At 67.2% G+C, this 24,025-nt stretch carries 26 protein-coding genes; 14 read left to right on the top strand and 12 right to left on the bottom strand.

What is annotated here, in order from left to right:
* The first annotated feature begins 274 nt into the window (after positions 1–274).
* From secA to TSO221_RS34815, 3 genes are all read left to right on the top strand, one after another.
* Positions 275–2,980 carry a preprotein translocase subunit SecA gene (gene secA / locus TSO221_RS02800; RefSeq protein WP_109116955.1) on the top strand — a complete coding sequence of 902 codons (2,706 nt, stop codon included), beginning with the start codon at positions 275–277 and terminating at the stop codon, positions 2,978–2,980.
* Between the two features lie 410 nt (positions 2,981–3,390).
* The gene (locus tag TSO221_RS02795; protein ID WP_158283977.1) at positions 3,391–5,346 is read left to right on the top strand and encodes an NUDIX hydrolase; all 1,956 of its coding nucleotides are present in this window, start codon (positions 3,391–3,393) and stop codon (positions 5,344–5,346) included.
* Positions 5,347–5,496: 150 nt separating this feature from the next.
* Positions 5,497–6,300 carry a hypothetical protein gene (locus TSO221_RS34815; protein WP_146208685.1) on the top strand — a complete coding sequence of 268 codons (804 nt, stop codon included), beginning with the start codon at positions 5,497–5,499 and terminating at the stop codon, positions 6,298–6,300.
* Between the two features lie 8 nt (positions 6,301–6,308).
* Here the strand turns inward: TSO221_RS34815 and TSO221_RS02790 are convergent, their stop codons facing one another.
* Positions 6,309–7,100: an SPOR domain-containing protein gene (locus TSO221_RS02790; protein WP_109116954.1), complete on the bottom strand. Its 792-nt coding sequence runs from the start codon at positions 7,098–7,100 to the stop codon at positions 6,309–6,311.
* A gap of 100 nt (positions 7,101–7,200) precedes the next feature.
* On the opposite strand from TSO221_RS02790, the gene mscL reads away from it, so the two are divergent.
* The gene (gene mscL / locus TSO221_RS02785; protein WP_109116953.1) at positions 7,201–7,611 is read left to right on the top strand and encodes a large conductance mechanosensitive channel protein MscL; all 411 of its coding nucleotides are present in this window, start codon (positions 7,201–7,203) and stop codon (positions 7,609–7,611) included.
* Between the two features lie 62 nt (positions 7,612–7,673).
* Positions 7,674–8,132 carry a flagellar basal body-associated FliL family protein gene (locus TSO221_RS02780; RefSeq protein WP_109116952.1) on the top strand — a complete coding sequence of 153 codons (459 nt, stop codon included), beginning with the start codon at positions 7,674–7,676 and terminating at the stop codon, positions 8,130–8,132.
* Positions 8,133–8,135: 3 nt separating this feature from the next.
* Here the strand turns inward: TSO221_RS02780 and TSO221_RS02775 are convergent, their stop codons facing one another.
* Both TSO221_RS02775 and TSO221_RS02770 read right to left on the bottom strand, forming a co-directional pair.
* Complete coding sequence (locus TSO221_RS02775) at positions 8,136–9,125, bottom strand: CobD/CbiB family cobalamin biosynthesis protein (RefSeq protein ID WP_247877893.1); 990 nt, start codon at positions 9,123–9,125, stop codon at positions 8,136–8,138.
* 10 nt (positions 9,126–9,135) lie between these two features.
* Positions 9,136–9,684: an ankyrin repeat domain-containing protein gene (locus tag TSO221_RS02770; protein ID WP_109116951.1), complete on the bottom strand. Its 549-nt coding sequence runs from the start codon at positions 9,682–9,684 to the stop codon at positions 9,136–9,138.
* Between the two features lie 68 nt (positions 9,685–9,752).
* On the opposite strand from TSO221_RS02770, the gene TSO221_RS35865 reads away from it, so the two are divergent.
* The 7 genes from TSO221_RS35865 (at position 9,753) to TSO221_RS02745 (ending at position 14,373) form a co-directional block, all read left to right on the top strand.
* The gene (locus tag TSO221_RS35865; protein WP_199229367.1) at positions 9,753–9,899 is read left to right on the top strand and encodes a hypothetical protein; all 147 of its coding nucleotides are present in this window, start codon (positions 9,753–9,755) and stop codon (positions 9,897–9,899) included.
* Positions 9,900–9,927: 28 nt separating this feature from the next.
* Positions 9,928–10,077, top strand: coding sequence for a hypothetical protein (locus TSO221_RS35265; protein ID WP_158283976.1), 150 nt, complete (start codon positions 9,928–9,930; stop codon positions 10,075–10,077).
* 61 nt (positions 10,078–10,138) lie between these two features.
* Positions 10,139–10,906: a sulfite exporter TauE/SafE family protein gene (locus TSO221_RS02765; RefSeq protein WP_109116950.1), complete on the top strand. Its 768-nt coding sequence runs from the start codon at positions 10,139–10,141 to the stop codon at positions 10,904–10,906.
* The gene (locus tag TSO221_RS02760) at positions 10,888–11,394 is read left to right on the top strand and encodes a PAS domain-containing protein (protein WP_109116949.1); all 507 of its coding nucleotides are present in this window, start codon (positions 10,888–10,890) and stop codon (positions 11,392–11,394) included. The genes TSO221_RS02765 and TSO221_RS02760 overlap by 19 nt, the downstream gene beginning before the upstream one ends.
* A 391-nt stretch (positions 11,395–11,785) precedes the next feature.
* Positions 11,786–12,475: a 2OG-Fe(II) oxygenase gene (locus tag TSO221_RS02755; protein WP_109116948.1), complete on the top strand. Its 690-nt coding sequence runs from the start codon at positions 11,786–11,788 to the stop codon at positions 12,473–12,475.
* A 38-nt stretch (positions 12,476–12,513) separates the two neighbouring features.
* A complete protein-coding gene (locus TSO221_RS02750) occupies positions 12,514–13,191 on the top strand; it encodes a hypothetical protein (protein WP_109116947.1) in 678 nt (225 codons plus the stop codon).
* Positions 13,192–13,212: 21 nt separating this feature from the next.
* Positions 13,213–14,373 carry a Rid family hydrolase gene (locus TSO221_RS02745; RefSeq protein ID WP_247877892.1) on the top strand — a complete coding sequence of 387 codons (1,161 nt, stop codon included), beginning with the start codon at positions 13,213–13,215 and terminating at the stop codon, positions 14,371–14,373.
* 18 nt (positions 14,374–14,391) lie between these two features.
* Here the strand turns inward: TSO221_RS02745 and tagF are convergent, their stop codons facing one another.
* Genes tagF through icmH form a run of 3 tightly spaced genes read right to left on the bottom strand, consistent with a single transcriptional unit; the run spans position 14,392 to position 18,389 of the window.
* Positions 14,392–15,054, bottom strand: a complete 663-nt coding sequence (tagF, locus tag TSO221_RS02740) for a type VI secretion system-associated protein TagF (RefSeq protein WP_109116946.1) — start codon at positions 15,052–15,054, stop codon at positions 14,392–14,394.
* Positions 15,051–17,096 carry a type VI secretion system membrane subunit TssM gene (gene tssM, locus TSO221_RS02735; RefSeq protein ID WP_109116945.1) on the bottom strand — a complete coding sequence of 682 codons (2,046 nt, stop codon included), beginning with the start codon at positions 17,094–17,096 and terminating at the stop codon, positions 15,051–15,053. The genes tagF and tssM overlap by 4 nt, the downstream gene beginning before the upstream one ends.
* 6 nt (positions 17,097–17,102) lie before the next feature.
* Positions 17,103–18,389, bottom strand: a complete 1,287-nt coding sequence (gene icmH / locus TSO221_RS02730) for a type IVB secretion system protein IcmH/DotU (RefSeq protein WP_109116944.1) — start codon at positions 18,387–18,389, stop codon at positions 17,103–17,105.
* Positions 18,390–18,480: 91 nt separating this feature from the next.
* On the opposite strand from icmH, the gene TSO221_RS02725 reads away from it, so the two are divergent.
* The gene (locus TSO221_RS02725; protein WP_109116943.1) at positions 18,481–18,816 is read left to right on the top strand and encodes an STAS domain-containing protein; all 336 of its coding nucleotides are present in this window, start codon (positions 18,481–18,483) and stop codon (positions 18,814–18,816) included.
* 15 nt (positions 18,817–18,831) lie between these two features.
* On the opposite strand, the gene TSO221_RS02720 is transcribed toward TSO221_RS02725, so the two are convergent.
* The 4 genes from TSO221_RS02720 to TSO221_RS02705 form a co-directional block, all read right to left on the bottom strand.
* A complete protein-coding gene (locus TSO221_RS02720; protein WP_247877891.1) occupies positions 18,832–19,218 on the bottom strand; it encodes a DUF2023 family protein in 387 nt (128 codons plus the stop codon).
* Entirely contained in the window at positions 19,197–19,679 is a 483-nt protein-coding gene (fldA, locus tag TSO221_RS02715) for a flavodoxin FldA (protein ID WP_109116942.1), read from the bottom strand. Before fldA ends, TSO221_RS02720 begins: the two co-directional genes overlap by 22 nt.
* 153 nt (positions 19,680–19,832) lie before the next feature.
* Positions 19,833–21,479, bottom strand: coding sequence for an NAD(P)/FAD-dependent oxidoreductase (locus TSO221_RS02710; RefSeq protein ID WP_158283974.1), 1,647 nt, complete (start codon positions 21,477–21,479; stop codon positions 19,833–19,835).
* 5 nt (positions 21,480–21,484) lie between these two features.
* Positions 21,485–21,904, bottom strand: coding sequence for a DUF2141 domain-containing protein (locus TSO221_RS02705; RefSeq protein ID WP_199229366.1), 420 nt, complete (start codon positions 21,902–21,904; stop codon positions 21,485–21,487).
* Between the two features lie 120 nt (positions 21,905–22,024).
* On the opposite strand from TSO221_RS02705, the gene TSO221_RS02700 reads away from it, so the two are divergent.
* Entirely contained in the window at positions 22,025–22,801 is a 777-nt protein-coding gene (locus TSO221_RS02700; RefSeq protein WP_146208684.1) for a LytTR family DNA-binding domain-containing protein, read from the top strand.
* A 3-nt stretch (positions 22,802–22,804) separates the two neighbouring features.
* Here the strand turns inward: TSO221_RS02700 and folE are convergent, their stop codons facing one another.
* Positions 22,805–23,437, bottom strand: a complete 633-nt coding sequence (folE, locus tag TSO221_RS02695) for a GTP cyclohydrolase I FolE (protein ID WP_199229368.1) — start codon at positions 23,435–23,437, stop codon at positions 22,805–22,807.
* A 159-nt stretch (positions 23,438–23,596) separates the two neighbouring features.
* Entirely contained in the window at positions 23,597–23,989 is a 393-nt protein-coding gene (apaG, locus tag TSO221_RS02690; protein WP_109116939.1) for a Co2+/Mg2+ efflux protein ApaG, read from the bottom strand.
* Positions 23,990–24,025 lie beyond the last annotated feature (36 nt).

Raw genomic sequence — 24,025 nt, 5'->3', positions numbered from 1 at the left:
CGAGGAGTCGGCGCGGGGCCGTCCGCCGGCACCCCGCGCCCGGGTATTTGGGACCGATTAAGCATGGCTCAACCCCGCTCGGCAAGGTCGGTTGCGCCGACGTGCCGCGCTTTCGCCCCAAAGTTCCGTTGGAGAAGTCCGAGGCTTGCACTAAGGTGTGGCCGCTTCGTGGCAGGGATTCCGGCCGACGGGTCTCGTTGACACGCCCCGGCAACGGTCCTATGTGACAGCCGTTCGAAGCAGGTCCTGCTCTGTCCGTTTACCTGAGGTTTTCATGTTCGGTGCTCTCGCCCGCAAGATCTTCGGCACCGCCAACACGCGCGTGGTCAAGGCCCTGCAAAAGCCGGTCGCGCAGATCAACGCCCTGGAGCCGCAGGTGGCGGCGCTCTCCGACGACGAGTTGCGCGGGCGCACCGACTGGCTGCGCGGCCGGCTCGGCAACGGCGAGACGCTGGACGACATCCTGCCCGACGCCTTCGCCACCGTGCGCGAGGCGGCCAAGCGCGCGCTCGGCCAGCGGCACTTCGACGTGCAGCTGATGGGCGGCATGGTGCTGCACCAGGGCAAGATCTCGGAGATGCGCACCGGCGAAGGCAAGACGCTGGTCGCCACGCTTGCCTGCTACCTCAACGCGATCGAGGGCAAGGGCGTCCACGTCGTCACCGTGAACGACTACCTGGCGCAGCGCGACAGCGAGTGGATGGGCCGCATCTACCGCTTCCTCGGGCTGAGCGTCGGCTGCATCGTGCACGGCCTGGACGACGAGGAACGCCGCGCCGCCTACGCCGCCGACATCACCTACGGCACCAACAACGAGTTCGGCTTCGACTATCTGCGCGACAACATGAAGTTCCGGCTGGAGGACCTCGTCCAGCGGGAGTTCAACTTCGCCATCGTGGACGAGGTCGACTCGATCCTGGTGGACGAGGCGCGCACGCCGCTGATCATCTCCGGTCCCTCGACGGATTCGTCCGAGATGTACGTGGCGGTGGACCGGCTGATCCCGCAGCTGACGCCCGCCGACTACGAGAAGGACGAGAAGCACCGCGCCGTCAGCTTCACCGAGGCCGGCCAGATCCACATGGAGGAGCTGCTTCGCGAGTCCGACCTGCTGAAGACCGGCGGCATGTACGACCTGCAGAACGTGGCGCTGGTCCACCACGCCCAGCAGGCGCTGCGCGCGCACCACCTGTTCACCCGCGACAAGGACTACATCGTCAAGGACGACAAGGTCGTCATCATCGACGAGTTCACCGGCCGCATGATGGAGGGCCGCCGCTACTCGGAAGGCCTGCACCAGGCGCTGGAGGCCAAGGAGCGCGTGGAGATCCAGCGCGAGAACCAGACGCTCGCCTCGATCACCTTCCAGAACTACTTCCGCCTCTACCCGAAGCTGGCCGGCATGACCGGCACGGCGATGACCGAGGCGGCCGAGTTCGGCGAGATCTACGGCCTGGAGGTCGTCGACATCCCGACCAACCTGCCGGTCTCCCGCAAGGACCACGACGACGAGGTCTACCGCAAGGCCACGGAGAAGAACGACGCCATCGTCGCCCTGATCGAGGAGGCCCGGCAGCGCCAGCAACCCGTGCTGGTCGGCACCACGTCGATCGAGAAGTCGGAGGAGCTGTCCGCGCTGCTCAAGCGGAAGGGCATCCCGCACAACGTGCTGAACGCCCGCCACCACGAGCAGGAAGCCTACATCGTGGCGCAGGCCGGCCGCCCCGGCGCCGTCACGGTCGCCACCAACATGGCCGGCCGCGGCACCGACATCCAGCTGGGCGGCAACGTCGATATGCGGATCCGCACCGAGCTGGCCCAGGTCGCCGACGAGACCGAACGCGCGCAGCGCATCGAGCAGATCAAGGCCGAGGTCGAAAAGGCGCGCGAGCTGGTGAAGCAGGCCGGCGGCCTCTACGTCGTCGGCACCGAGCGGCACGAGAGCCGCCGCATCGACAACCAGCTGCGCGGCCGCTCCGGCCGCCAGGGCGATCCGGGTGCCTCCAAGTTCTTCCTGTCGCTGGAAGACGACCTGATGCGCATCTTCGGGTCGGAGCGCATGGACAGCATGCTCCAGCGCCTCGGCCTGAAGGAGGGCGAGGCGATCATCCATCCCTGGATCAACAAGGCGCTGGAGAAGGCGCAGCAGAAGGTCGAGGCGCACCACTTCGAGACGCGCAAGAACCTGCTGAAGTTCGACAACGTGATGAACGACCAGCGCAAGGTCATCTACGAGCAGCGCCGCGAGATCATGGACGCCGAGGACATCGGCGACACCATCCGGGAGATGCGCCACTTCGTGGTCAACGCGATGGTCTCCTCGGCGATCCCGGCTAATTCCTACTCCGAGCAGTGGGACATGTCCGGCCTGCACGAGGAGGTGAAGCGCGTCTTCGGGCTCGACCTGCCGGTCGCCGCGTGGGCCAAGGAAGAGGGCATCGCCGAGCCGGAGATCGAGGAGCGCGTGCGCGAGGCAACCGATTCCAAGTACGCGGCCAAGGTCGCGAACTACGGCCCCGAGACCATGCGCCACGTGGAGAAGAGCCTGCTGCTGCAGATCCTCGACCAGGAATGGAAGGACCACCTGCTGCAACTCGACCATCTGCGCCAGGGCATCAGCCTGCGCGCCTACGCGCAGAAGGACCCGCTGAACGAGTACAAGCGCGAAGCGTTCGAGCTGTTCGAGACGATGCTGGTGAACCTGCGCGAATCGGTGACCAGCGTGCTGATGCACGTCGAGATCCGCCTGCAGCCGACCGAAGAGGAGCTGTTCGCCCAGCGCATGCAGGAGATGCACGAGAGCCGCACGGACCCGGCGCTGGCGATGGCTGGCGGCAGCGAGGACGACGTGCCCGAGGGCATGCGCCGCTCCGCCGGCGCCGCGGCCACCGACGACACCTGGGCCAGCACGCCGCGCAACGCCCCGTGCCCCTGCGGGTCGGGCAAGAAGTTCAAGCATTGCCACGGCAAAGTGGCGTAAAGGCGCCACAGGACATCCGACTCGAGAGGGGGCCGATGCCCCCCTCGATAATCAGGCGCCGCTTTCTCATGCGCTCCGAAGGCAGGCGCGCAGCGCTCCTCACGATCGGTTGACCGCCTCTCACGGCTTCGTACTGTCGAGCCGAAACGCCGACGCACCATACTTTTCCATAGTCATGGCCAAGCGGCTTGGCTGCCGGCTACACCTGCCCGGCCACGGGACCGTCTTGGCGGTGGTATATCCCTCGTGCGCCTCTTCGCCGGATATGCTAGGGTGGATCATCTACCTGCTTTGACGTGATGCCCTCGTGACATGGGCACGCGTCGGCGGGGGGGGGCTCGTCCATTGTTGTTCCTGCTTTTGTGATTTGGTGGGGCGTTTTTATGGGCAATGTCCAAGCAAGTCGCACGTTGGCGATTGGCCTGTTGATAAGCGGCGCTTTGATTTACCTTGCCGTTGCCGCGCCAACGTACAAGGATATTTTCCTTGTCATTTTAGGCACTGTTTTATCCCTCCTGATTCCAGCGTTCAGTGTTGCGGCAAATCTCTTTACAAAACGGGCGCGTTTTCGAAAGATTCTTTCTTTATTTGAAGGCGCCGAACTTACGGGCAATAGTGACGAGCTCAATTCGTATTTGGAAAGGTTATTCAAAGGCGACTCTCTATTGTTATCTCTTGTTGGTCTGCGTGTCAGGGAGCCATTTCCTGGGATTATCACCCCAACCCGCGTCGATGCAGCCGACAGCATCGAAGCCGCGATGCTTCTTCTGCTAATCAGCAAGTGCTGGAAAAAGCTCGCCTTTTCTCCTGACCTGAAAAGAAAGGACATTGGTATACTGGCGCTTAGGGCCTCAAACGCCCGCAGCTACCAGAAGATCCTTTTAATTCGGTCGCTGATGGGGCTTGGCTTCCCAAGGGAGAGGTGCTCTACCCTGGCAGACGAAATTATCGAAAAGCACGCTGGATTCATTGGCGTGCGGCTCCCTGAAGATGCAGGAGAACTGCAGCTTGATAGCGAAGCAAACGGATTGCAACAAGAAGCAATTTGGTATTTGAGCGCCACATCGCAGGTATCCGATGGGTCTAGGGGGGTATTCGAGAGAAACAAAAATGGAATATCTAGGATAAATTTCTTCCTTGTCAGCCCGCTTATCATATCGGACAGTTCACTCGAGAGCCTTTCCATCGAATATGAGGTGCCATCTTTCGCGATTCCACGCGATCAGTTTCTGTATCAGGATATGGAAGGAGATCGCCTTCGCAGAATATTGAAGATAATTTCTGCCATCCGCTGGTTGCGCGCTCATTGCGATGCACACCCGGATAAGCTCAGTGTTTCTCTGTATAGCAAAGCCTATCCTGATATAAAAGTAGTGCTTCTGCAGAACAGAGGTTATGCGCAGATAAAAGTTGGTGGGCTTCGGTTTGCCAACAACCTATATCGCTTCGGCTATGAGTTACGGGATACCTCTATATTGAGGGATTTGGTTCGCTATCTTGAGAATTTTAAGGAAGAGAAGGCACGCGAAGTTGAGATAAGAGGGGATGGATATTATCATTTGATAGATCGCTCTCTCATCGAGTTTTATTGGTGGGCGATTCTCCACGGTATTGATAGGAGTCGTTTTGGAAAAATTTGCGCACAACTGCACTCTAAGCTCGTTTTGCAGGATCAAATTTACATTGAAAAATTGAATTGGATGTATAGTCACTTTTTCACAGAACTATTTAACGTAAATTTGTTTCATGAAAGAGGAGTTGGCGCACCATATTGCGATGATCACTATCCTTACCTTGAGCGATCACTGGCGGATGAGGACGAGCCATATTTGCAAATTGCGCAGAATGGAAGAAAATTTCATGTGTCAGTTGGCGCCATTTTCACCCAGAACGGAAAACTTCTTTTGATAAAGAAAGCCAAACCTTACTATCAAGGAAAATTCAGTATTGTTGCAGGACACTTGCATCAAAACGAAACCCCTTTGGATGCGATGCGACGAGAGATAAAGGAAGAGATAGGTATAGACGCAGAAAAGCTGGCATTGATTAGGTATCATGATTTGATCGACGACACGTGCCGGCATGAAGTAACCAAACATCGCTGGTATGTTTTCTACGCTGATGGAGCGACTGGCGATATAAAGCCGGGGGACGACGAGGTTGCAGATGTACGATGGTTCTCGTTGGAGGAGATATCGTCCCTTGATTTGACTGATGTATGCAAACAAATACTATCTGACCTGGGGCTTATCGCGGCAAAGCGCTCCCCAGGAAGAAGATCGAAGATTGGGGGCGACACAATTCATGAAGCTAGCCGAGCGGAGAAGGGCTTAATAGAAATAAATCATGGAAAAGGCAATGCTTAATATTGCCGTCCTGTGCTTCCCTAAGAGTTTCGCACGCGTGAATTTGTGAAATGTGGAGCCTTTGCGCAGAGACAATGGTGAATTCGGAAATTATGTAATCACACGGAGAGTTTTGTGCCAATTTTCTCAGTCCGTGGGTGGAATCATATCGTGCTTAAAATTGGTGGCTTTGGTCAGATCAAAGATATGGGGTCTGCCCCAGTACGGAATCTGCTATATGATCATACGTTTGAATCGATAAAGGCGGAGGGAGAAATCTATGACTTTAAGCAATACAGAAACTATGGTATCGACACCACTGCTTTGGATAATTTATATAACGCCTGCAATGAACTGTCCAGAATTCCGAATCTAAAATTATGGATTGTTGCCGGCGGAACTGGCGCGTTTATGTTCATTGATTTAGCCCGTCGATTGGGATTTAGTGCTCAAGAGCAGCAGAGAATTGGTGTTGAGATGTCACAAATATACTCGGAGATTGTTATGAAGGCATTGGGCGCGCGGGGTGTGCGTATCCACCCTAAGCTCGTCGATATATCGGAATGCGCTGAAGCGAGTCGCGATGACTCTGTGTGTTATGTTGCTCGCCCGTCTTCCAAATCCATGTCTACCGACGCGTTGGGCTGTGCAATTGCAGCAAATCATCAGGTTGATTTCGTAGTATTCAAATCTTACGCTTCTTGGATAGAGAAAATATGGCGATATATTGGGTTTGGATCTGAGGTCCCATCACACATTGATATAAGCGAATTGAAGCATATCATGCGAAATAGAATTGATGGACCTGGGCAAAATTTTTTTCTAGATAAACAATCAATAGAAATAATAGAGGATCGTCAGATAAATTTATGCCTGTATGATACAAACAAAATAAATGAATTAACGGAGATATACCACAATCGCCTTGAACCGATCCTGACAATTATTGGAAGGAAGGAGCGATATTTAGTTTGACGTAGACGTTATCGCTTCGTCCAACACTCCCGCTTCCTGGCCTTCATCGCCGCGCAGAAACGTTCCGCCTCGTCGCGGCCGGCGAAGCCGCCGACGTGCAGCACGGTGAAGGTGCGGCCGTCCTTGCTGCGCGTGCGCGTCAGGAACAGCGGCTCGCGGCCGTCGAGCAATCCTCCCATCACCGTCTTCATGTGCAGCCAGTCTGCGCGCGCCCGCTCCTCGACGTCATAGGTGTCCAACTCCACCACGACGCCACCGGGGGCCGGAGCAGCCGCGATCGCCGGCTCCACCCTGGCCGGCGCATTCTCCGCCGCCAGTTGGCGCGCCACGCAGTCCGCCATGGCGCGCAGGCTCTGCTTTGCCCCCTGGAGGGAATAGCCGACGTCGCCGAGTTCGTTCAGGTACAGCCAGTTGCCGTTGCTCAGCAGTTCCCTGAGCGCGGCGCCGTCCGGCAGGTCGACGACGACGCTCTGTCGCATCGCCTCGGCCGGTGCCTGATAGACGACACCGTTGTCCACCATGTACCGCACGCTGAACACACCGCCCGGCGGCACGCGGGTGCGCGGATTGCTGACGATCATGAAGAAGTCCTGCTCGCGGGTCAGCGCGAAGGACAGCACGCTGTCATCGTCGAACTCGCGCATCGCCGCGCAGCTCTCCAATCTGCCGTTGCCATCGCGGACAACATTGCCGCGCCACGCCGTGCCCGCGTCGAATGTCTCCCCGGCCTGGGCGGCAGCCGCGGCGGCGAGCAGGATTGTGACCGGCAGCAGGCGGCGGCACCAGGAGAACGGCTTCATCACCCGGCAGCTTACACCTCTTTGTGTGCGCCTCGGAAGAGCGCGCCGGGATCTGCCACCGTCACGCTACCGTTTCCTCCTTGCGGACAGGAGGTGGGGCATGATCGAGGAATTCAAGGCGTTCATCAGCCGCGGCAACGTGGTCGAACTGGCGGTCGGCATCATCATCGGCGCCGCCTTCACCGGCGTCGTCAACTCGCTGGTGCAGGACATGCTGACGCCGCCCATCGGCTGGCTCACCGGCGGGCTGGACTTCTCCAGCCACTTCATCAACCTGTCGGGCGGCCGGTACGACAGCCTTGCCGCGGCGCAGGCGGCCGGGGCGGCGACCATCAACTACGGCAAGTTCCTCAACGCCGTGCTGAACTTCCTCATCGTCTCGCTGGCGCTGTTCGTCATCGTAAAGCAGGTCAACCGCTTCCAGCGCAGCCAGCCCAAGCCGCCGCCCCGACAGGAGGTGCTGCTGGAGGAGATCCGCGACGCGCTGCGCGACGCGCCCCGACGGGAATAATCCTTTAACGGAAAGGGGCTAAGCTGGACCTCGACCGGCCACCAAGGCCCGGGAGGTGCCGCATGGCCCGCACTCGCCGCCGCCCCCACAACCACGACCACTCCGCCGCCCGGCTCGTGCTGTTCATGATCGCCGTGCTGGCCACCCTGGCGGCGCTCGGCTGGGCCGGCACCAGCATGTACCAGCGCGCCACCCAGCAGAAGCGCATCGTCACCATGATGGGCGCCAGGGGCAACTTCGCCGCGCTGCCGGAGATGGAGCTGAACCTCGGCGGCGCCCGCTCCATGGACCTGAAGGTGACGCTGGAGCTGAAGCCCCGGGCCAGCGCCGAGGTCGCCGACCGCTACAGCCGCCGCATCATCGACCGCCTCTACGACGACATCCGCCAGCACGAGCCGGAAGAATTGCTCGGCCCCGGTTCGGCCAGCCTCGTCAAACGGTCGGTGGCCCGCGCCGTGCGGACCGAGACCGGGCAGGACATGGTCAAGGACGTGCTGATCGAGAAGATGCTCGTCAAATAGCGCCTACAGCGCCGTCGCCACCGTCAGCAGCCCGGCCACCAGCACCACCAGCAGGTCGCCCAGCGCCGTCAGCCCCAGCACGCGGCCGATGTCGGCGGCGGTGGCGCGGGCCTTGCCGCGGCCGATCCACGGCTCGTCCACGGTGACGCCGCCGTCGCGGTGCGGACCACCGAGCGCCAGGTCGAGCGCGCCGGCGGTCGCCGCCACCGGCCAGCCCATGTTGAAGGACGGGTGCTTGCCGGCGTCGCGGCCGAGCGTCCGGAAGGCGCCACCCACGCTGGCGGTGCCGAGGAAAGGGGCGGCCAGCGCCAGCAGCACGCCGGCCAGCCGCGCCGGAATGGCGTTCAGCGCGTCGTCCAGCCGCGCCGCGGTGTGGCCGAAGCGCTCGTGCCGCACGCCGGGGTGGCCGAGCGCGCGGTCGGCGCCGTCGATGAAGGCCCAGGCCAGCATCCCCGGCACGCCGAGCAGCAGGTACCAGAAGGCGGGTGCCACCACCCTGCGGTCGAAGGCCTTTGCGGCATGCTCGACGGCGGCGCGGACGACGCCGTGCTCGTCCAGGCCCTGGATCGGCCGGCGGGTCATCGCCGCCACCTCCATGCGCGCGGCGGCCAGGCCGCCGTCCTCCAGAGCCCGGCGCACGGCGCGCACCCGCACCCAGGCGGCGCGACCGCGCACGCAGGCCAGCACCACCACCAGCTCGAGGATCCATCCCTGCGGCTGGCCGCCGGCCCACTCGACCGCGAGGCCGAGCAGCAGCGCCGCCAGCAGCAGCGCCAGCACCACGACCGCGCCGCGCATCATCAGCGCGGTGTCGCCGCGCTCCGGCCGGTTGATCCGGCGGTCGAGCAGGCCGCAGACGCGCGCCGACAACGCCGACGGGTCGCCCAGCACACGGCCGATCCAATGACCGGCCGCCGCGTCCAGCAGCAGGCCGATCAGCAGGAGGACCGGCGTGGCCGGACCGCCGAAGCCTCCGAACAGCGTGCCGACCATCGCGGGACGGTCAGCGCTTGGCTTGGCGCAGCAGGGTGGCGACGCGCGAGTTGCGGCTCTCCTGCGCCCAGCTCAGCGCGTCGCGGCCGGTAAAGTCGGAACGGTCGGGCTTCGCGCCGGCCTTCAGCAAGCGCTCCACCACGTCGGCCTTGCCGCTGCGCGCGGCGACCATCAGCGGCGTGACGCCCTGCTTGTTCTCCTGGTCCGGCTTGGCCCCCTTGGCGAGCAGCAGCTCGACCATGTCCAGGTTGCCGCCCTCGGCGGCGAAGTACATCGGCGGGTTGCCGGTGCGGTCGGCGCGGTCCGGCCGGGCACCGCCGTCCAGCAGCAGCTTCGCCATGTCCGGAAAGCCCGCGACGATCGAATGGATCAGCGGCGTGCGGCCGCCGATGTCGGCGACGTTGGGGTTCTCACCGCGCATCAGCTGCTGGCGGGCGAGGCCCAGGTCGTTGCTGGTCACCGCCTTCACCAGGTCGGGGGCGGCCAGGATGTTGATCTCCGCGTGCGCCGTCGCCGCGAGCCCGCAGGCCAGCAGGCCAGCCAGGACCAGTCGCTTCACGTCGCTCTCCTTTCAACGCTCGAACAGTCGGCGCATATTAGTCAAAGCCGGCCACCGAAGACCAGACCATGCTGCGCAATCCTCTCGCCCGCCACGTCGCCCTGTTCGTCGCCGTCAAGGCCGTGCTGATCGGCTTCGGCCTGTGGTGGTTCCTGTCCTCCATGCCGGAGCCGCGCGGCGCCGTCGCCCAGCCGGCCGTCACCATCCAACGTTGACGGAACCTCCGACCGGCGTGCGGAACCGTTGCGCGACCAGCTGGGCAAGGGCGGCATCCTGCTGTGGGTCAGCCTGCGCGATGCCGGGCGCGAGCGGCTGGCGCGCGAGATCCTCGCCCGCCACACCAGCCACCCCGTCGAGGTGCACGAGGTGCCGCAGACCGGCGGGCACGTATAACAGAAAAGCCTGTTGATTCAGGTCATAGGCAAGCGGGCTGGGGCACCCTATCTATCCGCGCATGGACGTCTCCTCCGCGCTTTCGCTGCTCCAGGCCGGGCTCAACCACTGCACGGTGGTGATCGACCGCGACGGCGGCCTGCTGCTGGCGCTGCTCACCGCCGGGCTGGTCGGCGGCACCACGCACTGCGCCGGCATGTGCGGCCCCTTCGTGCTGGCGCAGGTCACCGCGCGCCTGGAGCAGGTGCCAGTGGCGCGGATGAGCGAGCTGCACCGGCTGACCGGCGCCGCGGTGCTGCCTTATCACCTCGGCCGCACCACCACCTACGCGCTGCTCGGCGCCGTGGCGGCGCTGGTGGCCGGGCATGTCGGGGCGCTGCCGGGGCTGCGCTGGGTGTCGGTGGCGCTGCTGGCGTTCGCGGCGCTGTTCTTCCTGGGCTATGCAGTAAAGGGCCTGTCGGCGTGGCTGCCGCAGGGTGAGGGGCGGCTGCGCCGCTGGTGGGGCGAGCGCGTGTCGCGCGTCGCCCGGCCGCTGTTCGGCAACCCGACGGGCTGGCGCGGCTACGGCCTCGGCGTCGCGCTCGGCTTCATTCCCTGCGGACTGCTGTACGGCGCCATCGCCGTGGCGGCGGCGAGCGGCAGCGCGCTGAGCGGCGCGCTCGGCATGGCGGCGTTCGCGCTGGGCACGGTGCCGAGCCTGCTGGCGGTCGGCCTCGCCGGCCACCTCGCCGGCCGCACCTGGCGCACCGCGATGGCGCGCGCCGCCCCGGTGATCATGGCGGTCAACGCCGGGGTGCTCGGCTGGATGGCATGGCGGCTGGTGGCTTGAAATCCACCGGTAACATGACCGTCATACAATCGGGCCCGACAACGGTGAAGAGCGGAATCGTGCCGGAAGACCGTCCGATCGACATGGCGCAGGCCCATTGGGACCGCATGCGGGGAGCGAGGCTGATGCCCTCCCGTACGGACCTGGACCCGGTGCACATCCCCCGCCTGTTGCCGCTGACCATCCTGGTCGAGGTGCTGCGGGACCCGCTCGACTTCCGCTACCGGCTCCTCGGCACGGAGATCGACCGCATCGTCAAGGCCAACTACCGCGGCCGCTGCTTTTCGGATTTGGAACACATCGAGACGGGCGGCCGGCTGTGGTCCGATCACGAGCGGGTCGTCCTCACCCGCGCGCCGGTGCGCTCGAGCGTCGAGTATGTCGGGCACGACCAGTTCATCCGCACGCTCGGCCACGGCCTGTTCCCGCTGTCGAACGACGGCGAAAACGTGCACATGATCTGGGCGGTGGCTGAGATCGGCCGCTGATACACCCGGCACCGCGCCCCCGCCGGTCCTGGGGTGGAGGCGGTCGTCATGACGGCGACCAGCGGGGGCTGAGGGCAGGAGCGAAAGACCACCGATAGCCTTCACGGCCGCAGCGGAGCCCTGGTGCGTCGGCACCGTGGATCGCATGCACCCGCGCGATCGCACCAAAACATACGCAAACTCCGAGGCAACGGGATGCCGACACATCATCCATGCTCCACTTCATAAAGTAAAATTTATAATCATTCTATCTCAATGATCTTTATCAAACGCCTTGTTGTTGCCATCGTAATTTTTATAAACAAAACCCCAAAAAGCCTCTTAACTCAGAAACTCTTCACCTTGTATTGTCCGCAAGCTGTCGAAAAAAAATTATTCGTGGGGAAATCGCATGCCGGACAAGGATCTCCCATTCTCCATGCTGGACGAAAGCGCCATCGCCGCATCGGAGCTGCGCCGCGATCCCTACGACTATGCGTTCGTCGATCAAGCGATCGGCCTTCGCCATAAGGACGAGGTGCTCGCCGACGCCCCGCAGATTCCCCACCGCGGCAGCTATGGCCTGCCCAGCCTGCGCTATGGCGCCAAATTCGGAGCGGTGATCCAGGATCTCCTCAGCCCACGCTTCGAGCGGCTGATCGAGAACAAGTTCGACATGGACCTCAGCAGCCGGCATCGCTGCATCGTCATGATGGGCGCCACCACCGGCCACTACAACGAGGGCTATGCGCACCCGGACTCCAAGCACAAGATCGTCACCGTGCTGCTCGGCTTCAGCCGCGAGTGGCCGTACGAGCGCGGCCGCCTGCGGGTGCTGCGCAGCAACGACCGCGAGGACTGCGCCTTCGAGTTCGCGCCGGAGTTCGGCAAGATGCTGATGTTCCGGGTCTGCGACCATTCCTGGCACGGCTTCCTGCCCCAGAAGGGCCAACGCGCCAGCCTCCAGCTCTGCTGGGTGGATTCGGAGTGGTACGTGAGGAAGGAATACTGGCGCCACAGCGTCAGCGCCTTCGCCAAGTCGATCCCGCCGCTGCGCAAGATCATCGAGCTGGCGCCGCGCAAGCTGCGCGCCGCCAAGTGACCGCCGCCCGGCCGATCCCAAGCAACAGGACCGCACCCATGGACCCACTGGTCTATCCCGAGCCCGCGAGGATCGCGCGCCATTTCCGCCGCGCCCTGCTCGACTCGCAGCGCCACGAAGACCCGTACCTGCACTGGAATCTCCAGGACGTGCTGCCGGAAAGCGTGTGCCTGGGCATCATCAGCCTGCCGATCCTGCCGCTGCTGATCGACGACTGCGGCGGCGTGCGCGACCGCGACAACTCCAAGCGCTCCTTCTTCACGCCGGACATGCAGGCGCGCTTCCCGGTCGCCGCGCGGCTGGCCGAGGCGCTGCAGCGCCCGGAGGTCGCCCGGCTGGCCGGCGACGTCTGCGGCTTCCAGGCCGAAGGCAGCCACTTGCGCATCGAGTACATCCAGGACATCGACGGCGCGTGGCTGGAGCCGCACCACGACGTGCCGGAGAAGCTGTGCTCCATGGTGATCTACCTGTGCACCGGGCCGGACACCGCCGACTGGGGCACCGACATCTATGATGCGCGGAAGCGCTGGGTCGGGCGCTCCTCGGCCGCGTTCAATTCGGCGGCGATCTTCATTCCCGGCGAGAACACCTGGCACGGCTTCGAGAAGCGCCGGATCACCGGCATCCGCCGGCTGCTGGAAATCAACTACGTGCACCCGAGCTGGCGCGACAAGGACCAGCTCTGCTTCCCCGGGCAGCCGGTCTCGATCGGCTGAGCGCAGCAGGAACACACCGCCATGCACATGTCCACCACCGGCATCGCCGTCCGCAGCTTCCCCGGCGCGTCCGGTACGACCGAGCATTACATCACGGTCGAGGCGCCGGCCGAGCTGTCCTTCGCCGATCAGCTCCGCACCGTTGAACGCCGCTACGCCGAGGCGCAGCGCGCGCTCAACCTCGACCCGGCGACCGCGGTGTTCCGCCGCGTCTTCGTCAGCGACGTGCTGAACCAGATCGCCGCGGTGCAGGCCAGCCCGCTGACCCAGGACGTCCCCGGCAGCCCGGTCGCGGTGTCGCTGGTGCAGCAGCAGCCGCTCCCGGGCTCCAAGATCGCGCTTCTCGCCTACCACGTGGACGGTGCGGCGCTCGTCAAGCGCCGCCTGTCGCGCAACCATGTGCTCGTGGAGCAGAATGGTCTTGGTCACCTGTGGAGCACGCGCCTGTGCGCGGGCAGTGCCGACCCGACCGTGTCGGCCGAGGCGCAGACCCGCGGCATCTTCGACGAACTGGTGGGCACGCTGTCTGGTCAGGGCGGCACCCTGCGCGATCACTGCGTGCGCACCTGGATCTACGTCAAGGATGTCGACGTCTTCTACCACGGCATGGTGAAGAGCCGGATCGCGGTGTTCGACCGCCAGGGCCTCACCGCCGATACCCACTACATCGCCAGCACCGGCATCGAGGGGGCGTGCGCGCACCAGTACGACGTGGTGTCGATGGACGCCTACTCGGTGCTCGGCATGGCGCCGGAGCAGATGTCGTTCCTCAACGACTTCGAGTACATGTGCCCGACGAAGGACTACAACGTCACCTTCGAGCGCGGCACCCGCATCGCCTACGCCGACCGGGCGCATTCCTTCATCTCCGGCACCGCAAGCATCGACAAGCTCGGCCAGGTGGTGCACCCCGGAGACGTCATCGCCCAGCTCGGCCGCGCGCTGGAAAACGTCGAAGCGATCCTCAAGCCGGGCGCTGCGGCCTTGGCCGACATGACTCATCTGCTCGTCTATGTGCGCGACACCGCCGACCATCCGCGCGTCGAGGCCTATCTCGCCGAGCGCCTGCCGCTGGTGCCCACCCTCATCGTCCGCGGCGCCGTCTGCCGGCCGGAATGGCTGATCGAGGTCGAGGGCGTGGCCGTGTCGACGAATCACGCACCGGGGCTGCCGCGGTTCTAGGCACGCGGCATCGCCTCCCTACCCCACCTCCGCCTCATCCCGGTCGCTCCACCCCCACTGCTCCCAGCCATTGTCGAGGAACGCGGTGAAGCGGTCGCCCTCCGGCAGGCCCTCGCAGGCGACCATGGAGGGCATCACCCAATGCGCCCCGCGCGTCCACCACAGGCTGGGACGCTCGGGGAGGTCGCCCACCATCGCCTCGAGCTGGGCGCGGTGCACCGGGTTCACCCCGGCGAACAGCGCAGGCGGGCGGCCGAGGAAGGTCAGCTCGCCGGGCAGCAGGTCGGGGTCGGTGCCGTCGCTGCGGCAGGCCTCCAGCGCCAGCTCCTCGGCCTGGGCGAACCAGGGGGCGAGCGCGTAGGGGACGCTGGCGAGGTCGAGGTCGGCGGGCAGCGCCGCGGCGATCACGAAGGGGTAGAGCCGGCCCACCCGGTCGCAGCTCGGCACCAGAACGCCGGCAACAGCCGCCTCGCCGCACACCCCGGTCGCCAGCGCGAAGCGCCACACCGGGCTGGCGGCGAACAGCCGCTCCCACGCCGCCCCGATGCGGCCGCGGCTGGCCGCCAGCGCGGTTTGCAGCCAGGAATCGAACGGCTCGACGAACGACCGCGGCAGGCCGGATCCCACGAAGTCGCCACGGGCCGGGACCTTGCCGTGGAAGCCGGGGCCGAAGGAGGTCATGCCGGCGCCTGCGGGCGGGGGGCTTGGCGGAGCACCTCCTGCACGCGCTCCAGCAGCGCGTCGTCGGCGGGCACCGGGGCGAAGCCGACGACGAACAAGGCGGCCAGATGCTCGCCCAGCGCGCGGCGGCGCGCCTCGTTGGGCGGGCCTTGCAGCGTGCGCTGCCAGTCGGCCGCCATCCACTCGTTGAAGAAGGCGAGGTCCAGCGGCTCGCGCCCCGCCAGCATCAGGTAGGCACGCAGGGACAGGCGCAGCTGGTCGGGGCGCGCCCAGTTGGTGCGCAGCTGCTCCTCCAATCGCAGCACGATGCGCGACAGGAAGACGCTGCGCAGCGCCCGGCGGTAGGCGCCATCGGCGAGGCGACCGAGACGGTCGCCCTGGTACAGCCCGCCGGCCAACTCCACGGGCGGCCATGGACGGGCGTCGGCGTAGCCGGTGGGAATGGCGCGCAGCGCGTCCAGCGCCGGCAGGATCGCCGCGAAGTCGGTGTCATCCACCCGGCCCAGCGAGCGCGGCGGCGTGTCCAGCACCGCCAGCGCCTGCGCCGCCTTCACCGCGGCGGCATCGACGCGGGCGATCAGGTCGAGGTTGCCGGCGGTGCTGCGCGCCCAGAACAGCGCCACCGCCAGCCCGGCCGCCAGCGTGCCACCGGCCAGCGCCAGGCCGCGCAGGCGGCGGCGGCGCTCCAGCACCTCGTCAACGCCGGCCAGATTGGCCTCGGCGAAGATCAGCTCGCGGAACAGGCGCTCCAGGAAGAAGCTCTGCTTGACGGCGTGCTCGTCGGCGCCGCCCGGGTGGCCGGTGCCGAAGCCGGCGAAGGGCGCCGCCAGCCGGTCCACCGCCACGCCGCCTTGAGTGGCCGAGCTGAGATAGACGCCGCGCAGCAGCAGCAGCGGCTCGCCGTCGTGAGGCGTGAAGACGGTCTCCAGCAGGTCGGCCAGCGGTGCCTCCAGCGAGGCGACCTGCAGGGGGAAGGTGAAGTTCAGGCTGCGCCGCTCGACGTCCGGCTCCTGGTGCAGGCGCTCCAGCAGGCGCTCGTCCAGGCGGCGCAGCAGAGCGAGGAAGCTGTCGCGGAACCAGCCGGCGGGGCCGAGGCCGTTGGGGCCGTCGCCGACCGGGAAGGTCATGCCCCAGACCTGCGCGCGCTCCTCCGGCGTCAGCGTGTCGAAGAAGCCGTTGAAACCGGTGACGAGGTCCGCCTTGGTGCACAGCACGTAGACCGGGAAGCGCACGCCCAGCTGGCGGCGCAGCTCGGTCAGGCGGCGGTGGATGGTCTGGGCGTGGGCGCGGCGGTCGGCGTCGCTCCACGACGCGAGGTCGGCGAGGCTGACGGTGATCAGGACGCCGTTGATCGGCTGGCGCGGCCGATGCTCCTTGAGGATGTCCAGCAGGCCGGTCCAGACGCGGGAGTCCACGGCGTGCCGGCTGTCCTGCGTGGTGTAGCGCCCGGCGGTGTCGATCAGCACCGCGCGCTCGGTGAACCACCAGTCGCCGTGCCGGGTGCCGCCGACGCCGGTCAGCGGCAGGCCGTGCGCCTGCCCGTCCACCGGGAAACCCAGCCCGGCCGAGGACAGCGCCGTCGTCTTGCCCGACCCCGGTGCGCCAATCACCAGGTACCACGGCAGCTGATAGACGTAGCGCCCGCCCCAGCGCGCGCCGAAGCGCAGGGTGCGCAGCCGCTCCAGCGCCTCCTTCGCGCGGTCCTGGAGGATGCCCAACTCCTCGACCGAGGCCTGCGCGTCGGGATCGTCGGCACTGGCCGACAGGGCGGCGACGAGACGCTCGTTGGCGGCGCGCTCGCGCCGGTCGATGCGCAGGTTGGCCAGCGCCCACGCCGCCAGCACCACCACGCCCAGCAGCAGGCGCGGCAGAGCGTCCTCCAGCGGCCGATGACCGGCCAGCACCAGCAGCGGCGCCAGCACCCACGCCACGCCGGCCACCGCCACGGCACCGGCCAACGTCACCAGCCAGCGGCTGCGGGCGGTGGCGGTGCGGCGGGGCTTCTGCGGCTTTGGCTTATGCGGCTGGGGGGCGGCGGGCATGCGGGCCTAGTTCGGGTAGAAGTGCAGGTCGACGCGCCGGTTGGCGGCGCGGCTGGTGGCGGACGTGTTGGGCACCAGCGGCTCGGAGCCGCCGTGGCCTTCCGACGTCAGGCGGCCGGAACCGAAATGGCGTTCGAGGATGGTGCGGACGGCCTCCGCCTGCGCCTCGGTGAGCGCCTGCGGGGTGGCGAAGCGGACGCTGCGCACGTGCAGGTCGTCGGTGTGGCCGACCACCACGAGGTGGCCGTTGATGGGGCCGAGCGTCTGGCCGATGCGCTCCACCACTGCGCGGTAGCGGGCGCGCAGCGTATCGCTGCCGGCCGGGAACAGGTTGCCGCCGCGCACCCGCACGATCAGCGCGCCGTCCTCGGCGGGCAGCACCTCAATGTCGTTGGTGGCGATCTCCGGCGCCAGCGCCTGGCGGATGCGCGTCACCAGCGCCGGCCCGACGTCGGGCGGCGGCGGCGGGGCGAGGCGGGTGATCTCGATGGGCCGCTCGGGCAGCAGCACGGCGAGGCGGCCGACCACCGGGTCCGCCCGCTCGGTCACCAGCCCGGCGAGGGCCAGGAACAGCCCGGTCAGCGCCGCGGCGACCAGCGCGGCCAGCACCCAGGGCGGGACGACGGCGCCCAGCGGCCGGAACCGCTCCGCCACGCCCTTCCACGCCGGGGAGAGCGTGCGGTCGGCGTGCACGCGCTCGCGCCGCAGCAGGCGGTAGAGGTTGTCGCGCAGGTGGTTGAGGTCGTGGCTGCCGCGCGGGCGGTCGCGGAACTTGCCCTCGAAGCCCAGCGACAGGCAGGCGTAGAACAGCTCCAGCTCACGCCGGTGCAGGTGCGGGTGGGTGAGCATGACTTCCAGGAAGTCGAAGAAGCGGTCGGCGGCGCCGTTGGTGCGCTCGATGGTCGCCACCAGCCCGTCGCGCGACCAGGACGAGCGCGGCCCCCAGGGCGTGGCCAGCACCACGTCGTCCAGCGTGGCGCACAGCGCGAAGCGGCCGACGCGGATCTCCTCCTGGGCGATGCCGGCGACGGAGGCCGCCTGCTCGAACCGGCGGATCTCGGCGACCAGGCGTTCGCGCAGGCCGTTGGGGTCGGGGTGGCTGGGCAGGTCGCGCAGCCGCCCACCAAGGTCGAGCAAGGGCGCCGACGCCGCCAGCAGCGGGTTCCACGAGGCGCGCAGGAACGCTCCGGCGCTCAATTCCGCCAGCACGGGGGCGGGGGCGGGCTCCAGGCGCGCGGACGCGGCGGCGGCCGCGCCGCGAAGCACCGTCTTGCTTGCCGTATCGTCCGGCACCGGGCCAACCTCTTCACGTTTCCGCGTAAGGGTATAGCAGCCTACCCCCTTCGGGTCACGCGGGGTGCGCGCCGTGTGCTATCATCGTCACATGGACATCCAGGAAGAGACCCGGAACGGCGTCGTCGTGCTGCGCCCCGCCGGGCGCATCGACAGCGGCACCGCCGCGGCCTTCGAAAAGCGCGTCGCGCAGACGGTGGCCGCCGGCAAGGTGCGCGTCGTCATCGACATGGGCGGGGTGAGCGGCGTCGGCTCGGCCGGGCTGCGCTCGCTGCTGATGTCGTCGAAGCGGGCGCACGCCGGCGGCAGCCGCATCGTGCTGGCCGGCCTGTCGCCCGCCGTGCGCCGCGAGTTCGACACCAGCGGCTTCACCGGCCTGTTCGCCATGCACGCCGATGTGGAGGCGGCGCTGAAGGCGCTGGGCTGAGGAGCCGCGGCTCGTTCAGGAGACCGGTTCCGCCGCCGCGCCGGCCCGGCGGCCGGCTTTCGTCATGGAGAGGAAGCGCAGGCACTGCTTCTCCTTGTCGTAGCCCAGCAGGATTCCCAGCATGAAGTCCTCCTCGGCCGACAGCTGGTTCAGCGGCTTGCGCACGACGTTGCGGACCGTCTCGATCCAGGCGGGGCGCCCGAAGAACACGTTGAACTTCGAGGCGCTCACCGCCTGGACGTAATAATCGACGCACCTCTCCGTCAGCCGGCGGGTCACCAGATCGACATCGCGGGCGCTCGTCGTCATCAGGACCATTTGGCGCACCCCCTTGTCGTATTCGTACAGGTGGTGCCCCAGGACGTGCATGGCCGGCGAGGTCACATCAGGTGGCTGATCCATGCCGTGATCCGCTTGTCGGATTGGGAGGACTGGTTGTCCTGGTCGAGCGCGAGGCCGACGAACCGGCCGTCACGCTCGGCGGTCGAGGCGGAGTGCTCGTACCCGTCGGTGTCGGTGAAGCCGACCACGATGCCGCCCTGCGCCACCACCTGATCGTACAGGGTGCCCATGGCATCGACGAAGGATTCGGCGTAGGTCACCTGATCGCCGGTGCCGAACAGCGCCACCTTCTTACCGTTCAGGTTGGCGGCCTTCAGGGTGTCCAAATTCGCTTCCCAGTCCGACTGCAGGTCGCCGGCGCCGTAAGTGGGGGCGCCGAGGATCAGCAGATCGCAATCCTCGAAGTCCGCGGCCTTCGCCGCGGCGACGTTGACGGTCCGCGCCTGGATCTTCTTGGCGATTCGCGATGCGACGGCCTTGGTCGCGCCACCGTCGGAACCATAAATGATCGTGACGTTCATGATGCGGCTCTCATTTGACGGATGATGTCGGTCGATCGGCCCGGAACCGGACCGGTGTCTCGCTGCACCACCCACCATAATGAGAATGAGAATTATTTGCAATCACATATCCATAATTTTTTTGAGGTTTTGTGGACCGGCACGGGTTCGCACTCACCCTCCGCCCGACGTCTTGGGAAACGGCGTCACTGCCGATGGCGTCTGCGATACCGGTGGGACCGCCGTGACCTCGGCCGCGCGCAGCCAGCGCATCACCGTGAACACCCCGAAGCGCCCCAGCGCGGCGCCCGCCGCCGCGGCTCCGCCGAACGCCGCGCCGACCACGCCGGGCAGGTAGGCGTCGGCCCCGGTCAGCAGCAGCCCCGGCACCGCCGTCCGCGCCCCCAGCAGACCAAGCGTCCGGTAGCGCTCCGCCGTTCCGGCCAAGCCGTAGACGGCGCCGCCCGCGTGGCCGGTGAAATGCTCGACCGACAGCGGGGTGGAGACCTCGCGGTACGCGACCAGGGCCGAGAAGCCGGGGTGGTGCCGCTCCACCAGGGCCAGCAGGGCGTCGGCGATGCGCTCCTTCAGCGCGTCGTAGTCGGCGCCGCGCTCCTTCCACGGCCGGTCGCGCCACGCGGCGAAGGCGTCGGCGGGGACGACGGCGATGATCTCTGCGGTGTGCGGCCGGCCGTCGCCGGCGCGCAGCGAGGGCACCGAGACGAAGGCGCCGGCCGGCCGCACCGTCTCGCCCCACTCCGCACCGGTCAGCGCCGCGTCGTGGTCGAAGCCGTCGAACAGCCAGTGGTTCTCGGCGCCCAGCCCGACGCCCGCCGGGCTGTCGGTCAGGCCGAGGTAGAGCGACACCACACTGCACGGCGCGCGGAACGGCTCCAGCCGCCGCGCCGCCTCGGCGCCCAGTTCCGGCGGCAGCAATCGGCCGAAGGTGGCGGGCGCCCCGGCGTCGGAGATCACCACGGGCGCGCGCAGCACCAGCGTGCGGTCCTGCCCGGCGGCGCGAGTCGCCACCTCCACCCCCGCGGCGCGGCCATTTTCCACAAGAATCCGCGTCACCGCGTGGCGGCGCAGGATGCAGCCGCCGGCCTCGGCGATCACCGCTTCGGCGCCGCGCGCCAACACCGCCCCGCCGCCACGCGGAAACCAGGCGCCGTGCGCGTAGTGGCGGGCGATCAGCGCGTGCAACGGGAAGGCGCTCCGCCCCGGCGGCACGCCGTAGTCGCCCCACATCGACGCCAGCAGCCCCCGCAGCCGCGGGTCACCGATGCGGCGCGCCAGCCGCTCCTCGGTCGTTTCGATACCGGACCAATCGGGCAGCAGACCAGCCTTGCGCAGCGCCCAGCGGACCGGGGCGGGCAAGTCCGGCACCATCAGCGCGGCCACCAGGGAGCGCGCGCCGCGCCGCAGGTCGCCGTGCCACGCGTCGATGCCGGCGCTCTCCGCCGGGAACAGCGCCTTGAGGCTGGCCTTCTGCCGCTCCTCGTCGCCGCCGAAGGCGAACTCCAGGCCGGGGTAGCGGGCGCGGTCGAACAGTTCGGGCAGGCGCTCCCAGGCCACGGCGCCGCCGGTGACGGCGTCCATCAGGCGGCGCGGCATCGTGCCCTCGGCCATCTCGCCGACGTAGTGCACGCCGACGTCCCACTCCCAGCCGCCGGGGCGGCGGAAGGTGTGTGTGAAGCCGCCGGCGGTGCTGTGCCGCTCCAGCACGCAGACCCGCCAGCCGCGGATGCGCGCCAGCAGCGCCGCCGCCGCCAGCCCGCCGATGCCGGAGCCGATCACCAGCGCGTCGTAACGGTCGTCCATGGTCATCACTCCCCGATGCGGACGCGCAGCGTGCCGGCCGCCGACTCCGCCGACGCGGCGTCGAAGGACGGCCGGCCGAGGCCGACCTTCGCGGAAAAGCCGTAGGGCTCGGTCGGGATGCCCAGCAGGTTGACGTCCAGCGTGCCGTTACGGTCGCTGTCCTGGAACACCGCGGCGGCGTAGCGGCCGGGCGGCAGGCCGGTCAACGCCACCGACACGCGGCTGCCGCCGGGCTCGACGCGCAGGCCGACCGTGGCTTGGTTCTGGGTGGCGGGGGCGCGGTCGAAGAGATCGGCGCGGTCGAACAGGCCCAGCATCAGCGGCCCCTTGGCCGGATCGACGCCCTCGACGACCACTGTCAGGTCGAGCGCCGTCGCGGGCATGGTGAACAGCAGGACGAGACTCACGATGGCAGGGCGCAGCATGGGGACTCCTCGGTCGATTCGGATCGCGGCCGAACGCTGACGGACAGGACGCCGCAGCGCCACCGCGGGTTCGGGAGGCGTCTTCCCTTTTCGCGAACGGTCCATAGAATGCCGTTCACGATGCGCGAACGGTCATTCCTCATTTCCCTCCGGCGGCAGGCTGTGGTCGCCGTGCTGCTCGGCGTGGTGCTGGGCGTGCTCGGCCCGTTCGGGTCGTTCGAGCACGTGCCGGCATACGTCCGCGTGCCGCTGTGGACGGTGCTGGTGGCGGGGAACTGGCTGCTGGTCGTGCTGCTGGGCGAAGCGCTGTGCCGCATCCCGGCGACCGCGGCGTGGCCCGCGCCGGTGCTGGCGGCGCTCGCCGGCGTGGCCGGCGCGGTGCCGGGCTCGCTGGTCAGCTACCGCGCGGCGCAGGCGCTCGGCCCGTTCGAGCGGGTCATGCCGTCGCCGCTGGTCTTCTTCGGCTACGTGGCCCTGCTGTCGGTGGCGATCTCGGTGCCGGCGGCGCTGGTCTTCGGCCGGGGCCGCGGCGAGCCGGCGCCGTCACCGGCCCCCGAATCGCCGGAAGGCACGACGCCGCCCTCCGACAGCCCCTTCCTGGCGCGCATCCCGCCGCACCTCGGCCGCGAGCTGCTGGCGGTGGAGACCGAGGACCATTATCTGCGCGTCCACACCCCGGCCGGCAGCGACCTCCTGCTGATGCGCATGCGCGACGCGGTGGCCGAACTGGCGCCACTGGACGGGTTGCGGGTGCACCGCTCCTGGTGGGTGGCGCGCACCGCGGTGGAGCGCGCGGCGCGCAGCGGCACCGGCCTGACGCTGACCCTGCGCGGCGGGCTGACCGTGCCGGTGGCCCGCGCGCAGCGCCGCACGGTCAGGGAGTGGCTGGGCGCGTAAGGATCAGTCCATCGCCCGGCTGGTCGGGTTGCCGATCATCGACAGGAACTCGCGCCGGGTCGACGGGTCGGTGCGGAAGGCGCCGAGCATGCGGCTGGTCACCATGGTGACGCCGGTCTTGTGCACGCCGCGCGTGGTCATGCACTGGTGCGCCGCCTCGACCACCACGGCAACCCCCTCGGGCTGCAGCACCTCGTCGATGGTGTTGGCGATCTGCGCGGTCATCTTCTCCTGGATCTGCAGGCGCTTGGCGTAGGCCTCGACGAGGCGGGCCAGCTTGGAGATGCCGACCACGCGGCGGCGCGGCAGGTAGGCGACGTGCGCCTTGCCGATGATCGGCACCATGTGGTGCTCGCAGTAGGATTCGACGCGGATGTCGCGCAGCACGACCATCTCGTCGTAGCCGTCGATCTCTTCAAAGGTGCGCTGCAGGATCTCGACCGGGTCGATGCCGTAGCCGGCGAAGAACTCCTCGTACGAGCGCACGACGCGGTCGGGGGTGCCAAGCAACCCCTCGCGCGCCGGATCGTCGCCGGCCCAGCGGATCAGCGTGCGGACCGCCTCCTCGGCTTCGGCGCGGGTCGGGCGCGCCACCTCGGGCCGGACGGCACGGGGATGGCCGGGGCCACGCAGCACGTTGTCGGCCTCGGGGGTCTTCGGGGAAACGGTCACGGTGACGGTCCTTCTCTCTGGCGCGGGCGTGGCCATGATACGCGGGCCCTGCCCGGCCGGATCACCGCCACCCGTGCGGAGGTAACCCTTGCGCGCGCAGAGTCAACCCGTGCGCGGCGCGGATCAGTTCAGCTGCCGCGGCTGGTGCGGGCTGTCGAGCGAGAAGGCGGGGATGGCGACGTCGAAGGTCTCGCCGCGCCCGGTCTCCATCTGGTAGCTGCCGACCATGATGCCGGAGGGGGCGGCCAGCGGCGTGCCGCTGGTGTACTCGAACGCCTCGCCGGGCTCGAGCACCGGCTGCTCGCCGACCACGCCGGGGCCGCGCACCTCCTGCACGCGGCCGAAGCTGTCGGTGATCCGCCAGTAGCGGGTGCGCAGTTGCACCGTCTCGCTGCCCTCGTTCTCGATGCGGACGTGGTAGGCCCAGACGAAGTGGTTCTCCGTCGGGGCCGACTGGTCCTCGAGATACATGGGGTTGACCGTGATGCGGATGGAGCGCGTCGTCTTGCTGTACATCCTGACCTCCCGCCGCGCCGACGGCGGCATCCTTAG

Source organism: Azospirillum sp. TSO22-1 (assembly GCF_003116015.1).
Lineage (GTDB): Bacteria > Pseudomonadota > Alphaproteobacteria > Azospirillales > Azospirillaceae > Azospirillum.
This window is presented reverse-complemented; position numbering and strand designations above follow the sequence as displayed.

Bases quoted from the DNA above. Each gene is read 5' to 3' on its own strand.
- TSO221_RS02720 (WP_247877891.1), bottom strand. From the start codon at position 19,218: ATGGATCAGCCACCTGATGTGACCTCGCCGGCCATGCACGTCCTGGGG.
- TSO221_RS02705 (WP_199229366.1), bottom strand. From the start codon at position 21,904: ATGCTGCGCCCTGCCATCGTGAGTCTCGTCCTGCTGTTCACCATGCCC.
- TSO221_RS02725 (WP_109116943.1), top strand. From the start codon at position 18,481: ATGGACATCCAGGAAGAGACCCGGAACGGCGTCGTCGTGCTGCGCCCC.
- TSO221_RS02755 (WP_109116948.1), top strand. From the start codon at position 11,786: ATGCCGGACAAGGATCTCCCATTCTCCATGCTGGACGAAAGCGCCATC.
- TSO221_RS02790 (WP_109116954.1), bottom strand. From the start codon at position 7,100: ATGAAGCCGTTCTCCTGGTGCCGCCGCCTGCTGCCGGTCACAATCCTG.
- apaG (WP_109116939.1), bottom strand. From the start codon at position 23,989: ATGTACAGCAAGACGACGCGCTCCATCCGCATCACGGTCAACCCCATG.
- TSO221_RS35865 (WP_199229367.1), top strand. From the start codon at position 9,753: ATGCTGCGCAATCCTCTCGCCCGCCACGTCGCCCTGTTCGTCGCCGTC.
- TSO221_RS02710 (WP_158283974.1), bottom strand. From the start codon at position 21,479: ATGGACGACCGTTACGACGCGCTGGTGATCGGCTCCGGCATCGGCGGG.
- tagF (WP_109116946.1), bottom strand. From the start codon at position 15,054: ATGACCTCCTTCGGCCCCGGCTTCCACGGCAAGGTCCCGGCCCGTGGC.
- tssM (WP_109116945.1), bottom strand. From the start codon at position 17,096: ATGCCCGCCGCCCCCCAGCCGCATAAGCCAAAGCCGCAGAAGCCCCGC.
- TSO221_RS02760 (WP_109116949.1), top strand. From the start codon at position 10,888: ATGGCGGCTGGTGGCTTGAAATCCACCGGTAACATGACCGTCATACAA.
- TSO221_RS02765 (WP_109116950.1), top strand. From the start codon at position 10,139: ATGGACGTCTCCTCCGCGCTTTCGCTGCTCCAGGCCGGGCTCAACCAC.
- TSO221_RS02780 (WP_109116952.1), top strand. From the start codon at position 7,674: ATGGCCCGCACTCGCCGCCGCCCCCACAACCACGACCACTCCGCCGCC.
- TSO221_RS02745 (WP_247877892.1), top strand. From the start codon at position 13,213: ATGCACATGTCCACCACCGGCATCGCCGTCCGCAGCTTCCCCGGCGCG.
- TSO221_RS02750 (WP_109116947.1), top strand. From the start codon at position 12,514: ATGGACCCACTGGTCTATCCCGAGCCCGCGAGGATCGCGCGCCATTTC.
- TSO221_RS02775 (WP_247877893.1), bottom strand. From the start codon at position 9,125: ATGGTCGGCACGCTGTTCGGAGGCTTCGGCGGTCCGGCCACGCCGGTC.
- fldA (WP_109116942.1), bottom strand. From the start codon at position 19,679: ATGAACGTCACGATCATTTATGGTTCCGACGGTGGCGCGACCAAGGCC.
- mscL (WP_109116953.1), top strand. From the start codon at position 7,201: ATGATCGAGGAATTCAAGGCGTTCATCAGCCGCGGCAACGTGGTCGAA.
- TSO221_RS02700 (WP_146208684.1), top strand. From the start codon at position 22,025: ATGCGCGAACGGTCATTCCTCATTTCCCTCCGGCGGCAGGCTGTGGTC.
- secA (WP_109116955.1), top strand. From the start codon at position 275: ATGTTCGGTGCTCTCGCCCGCAAGATCTTCGGCACCGCCAACACGCGC.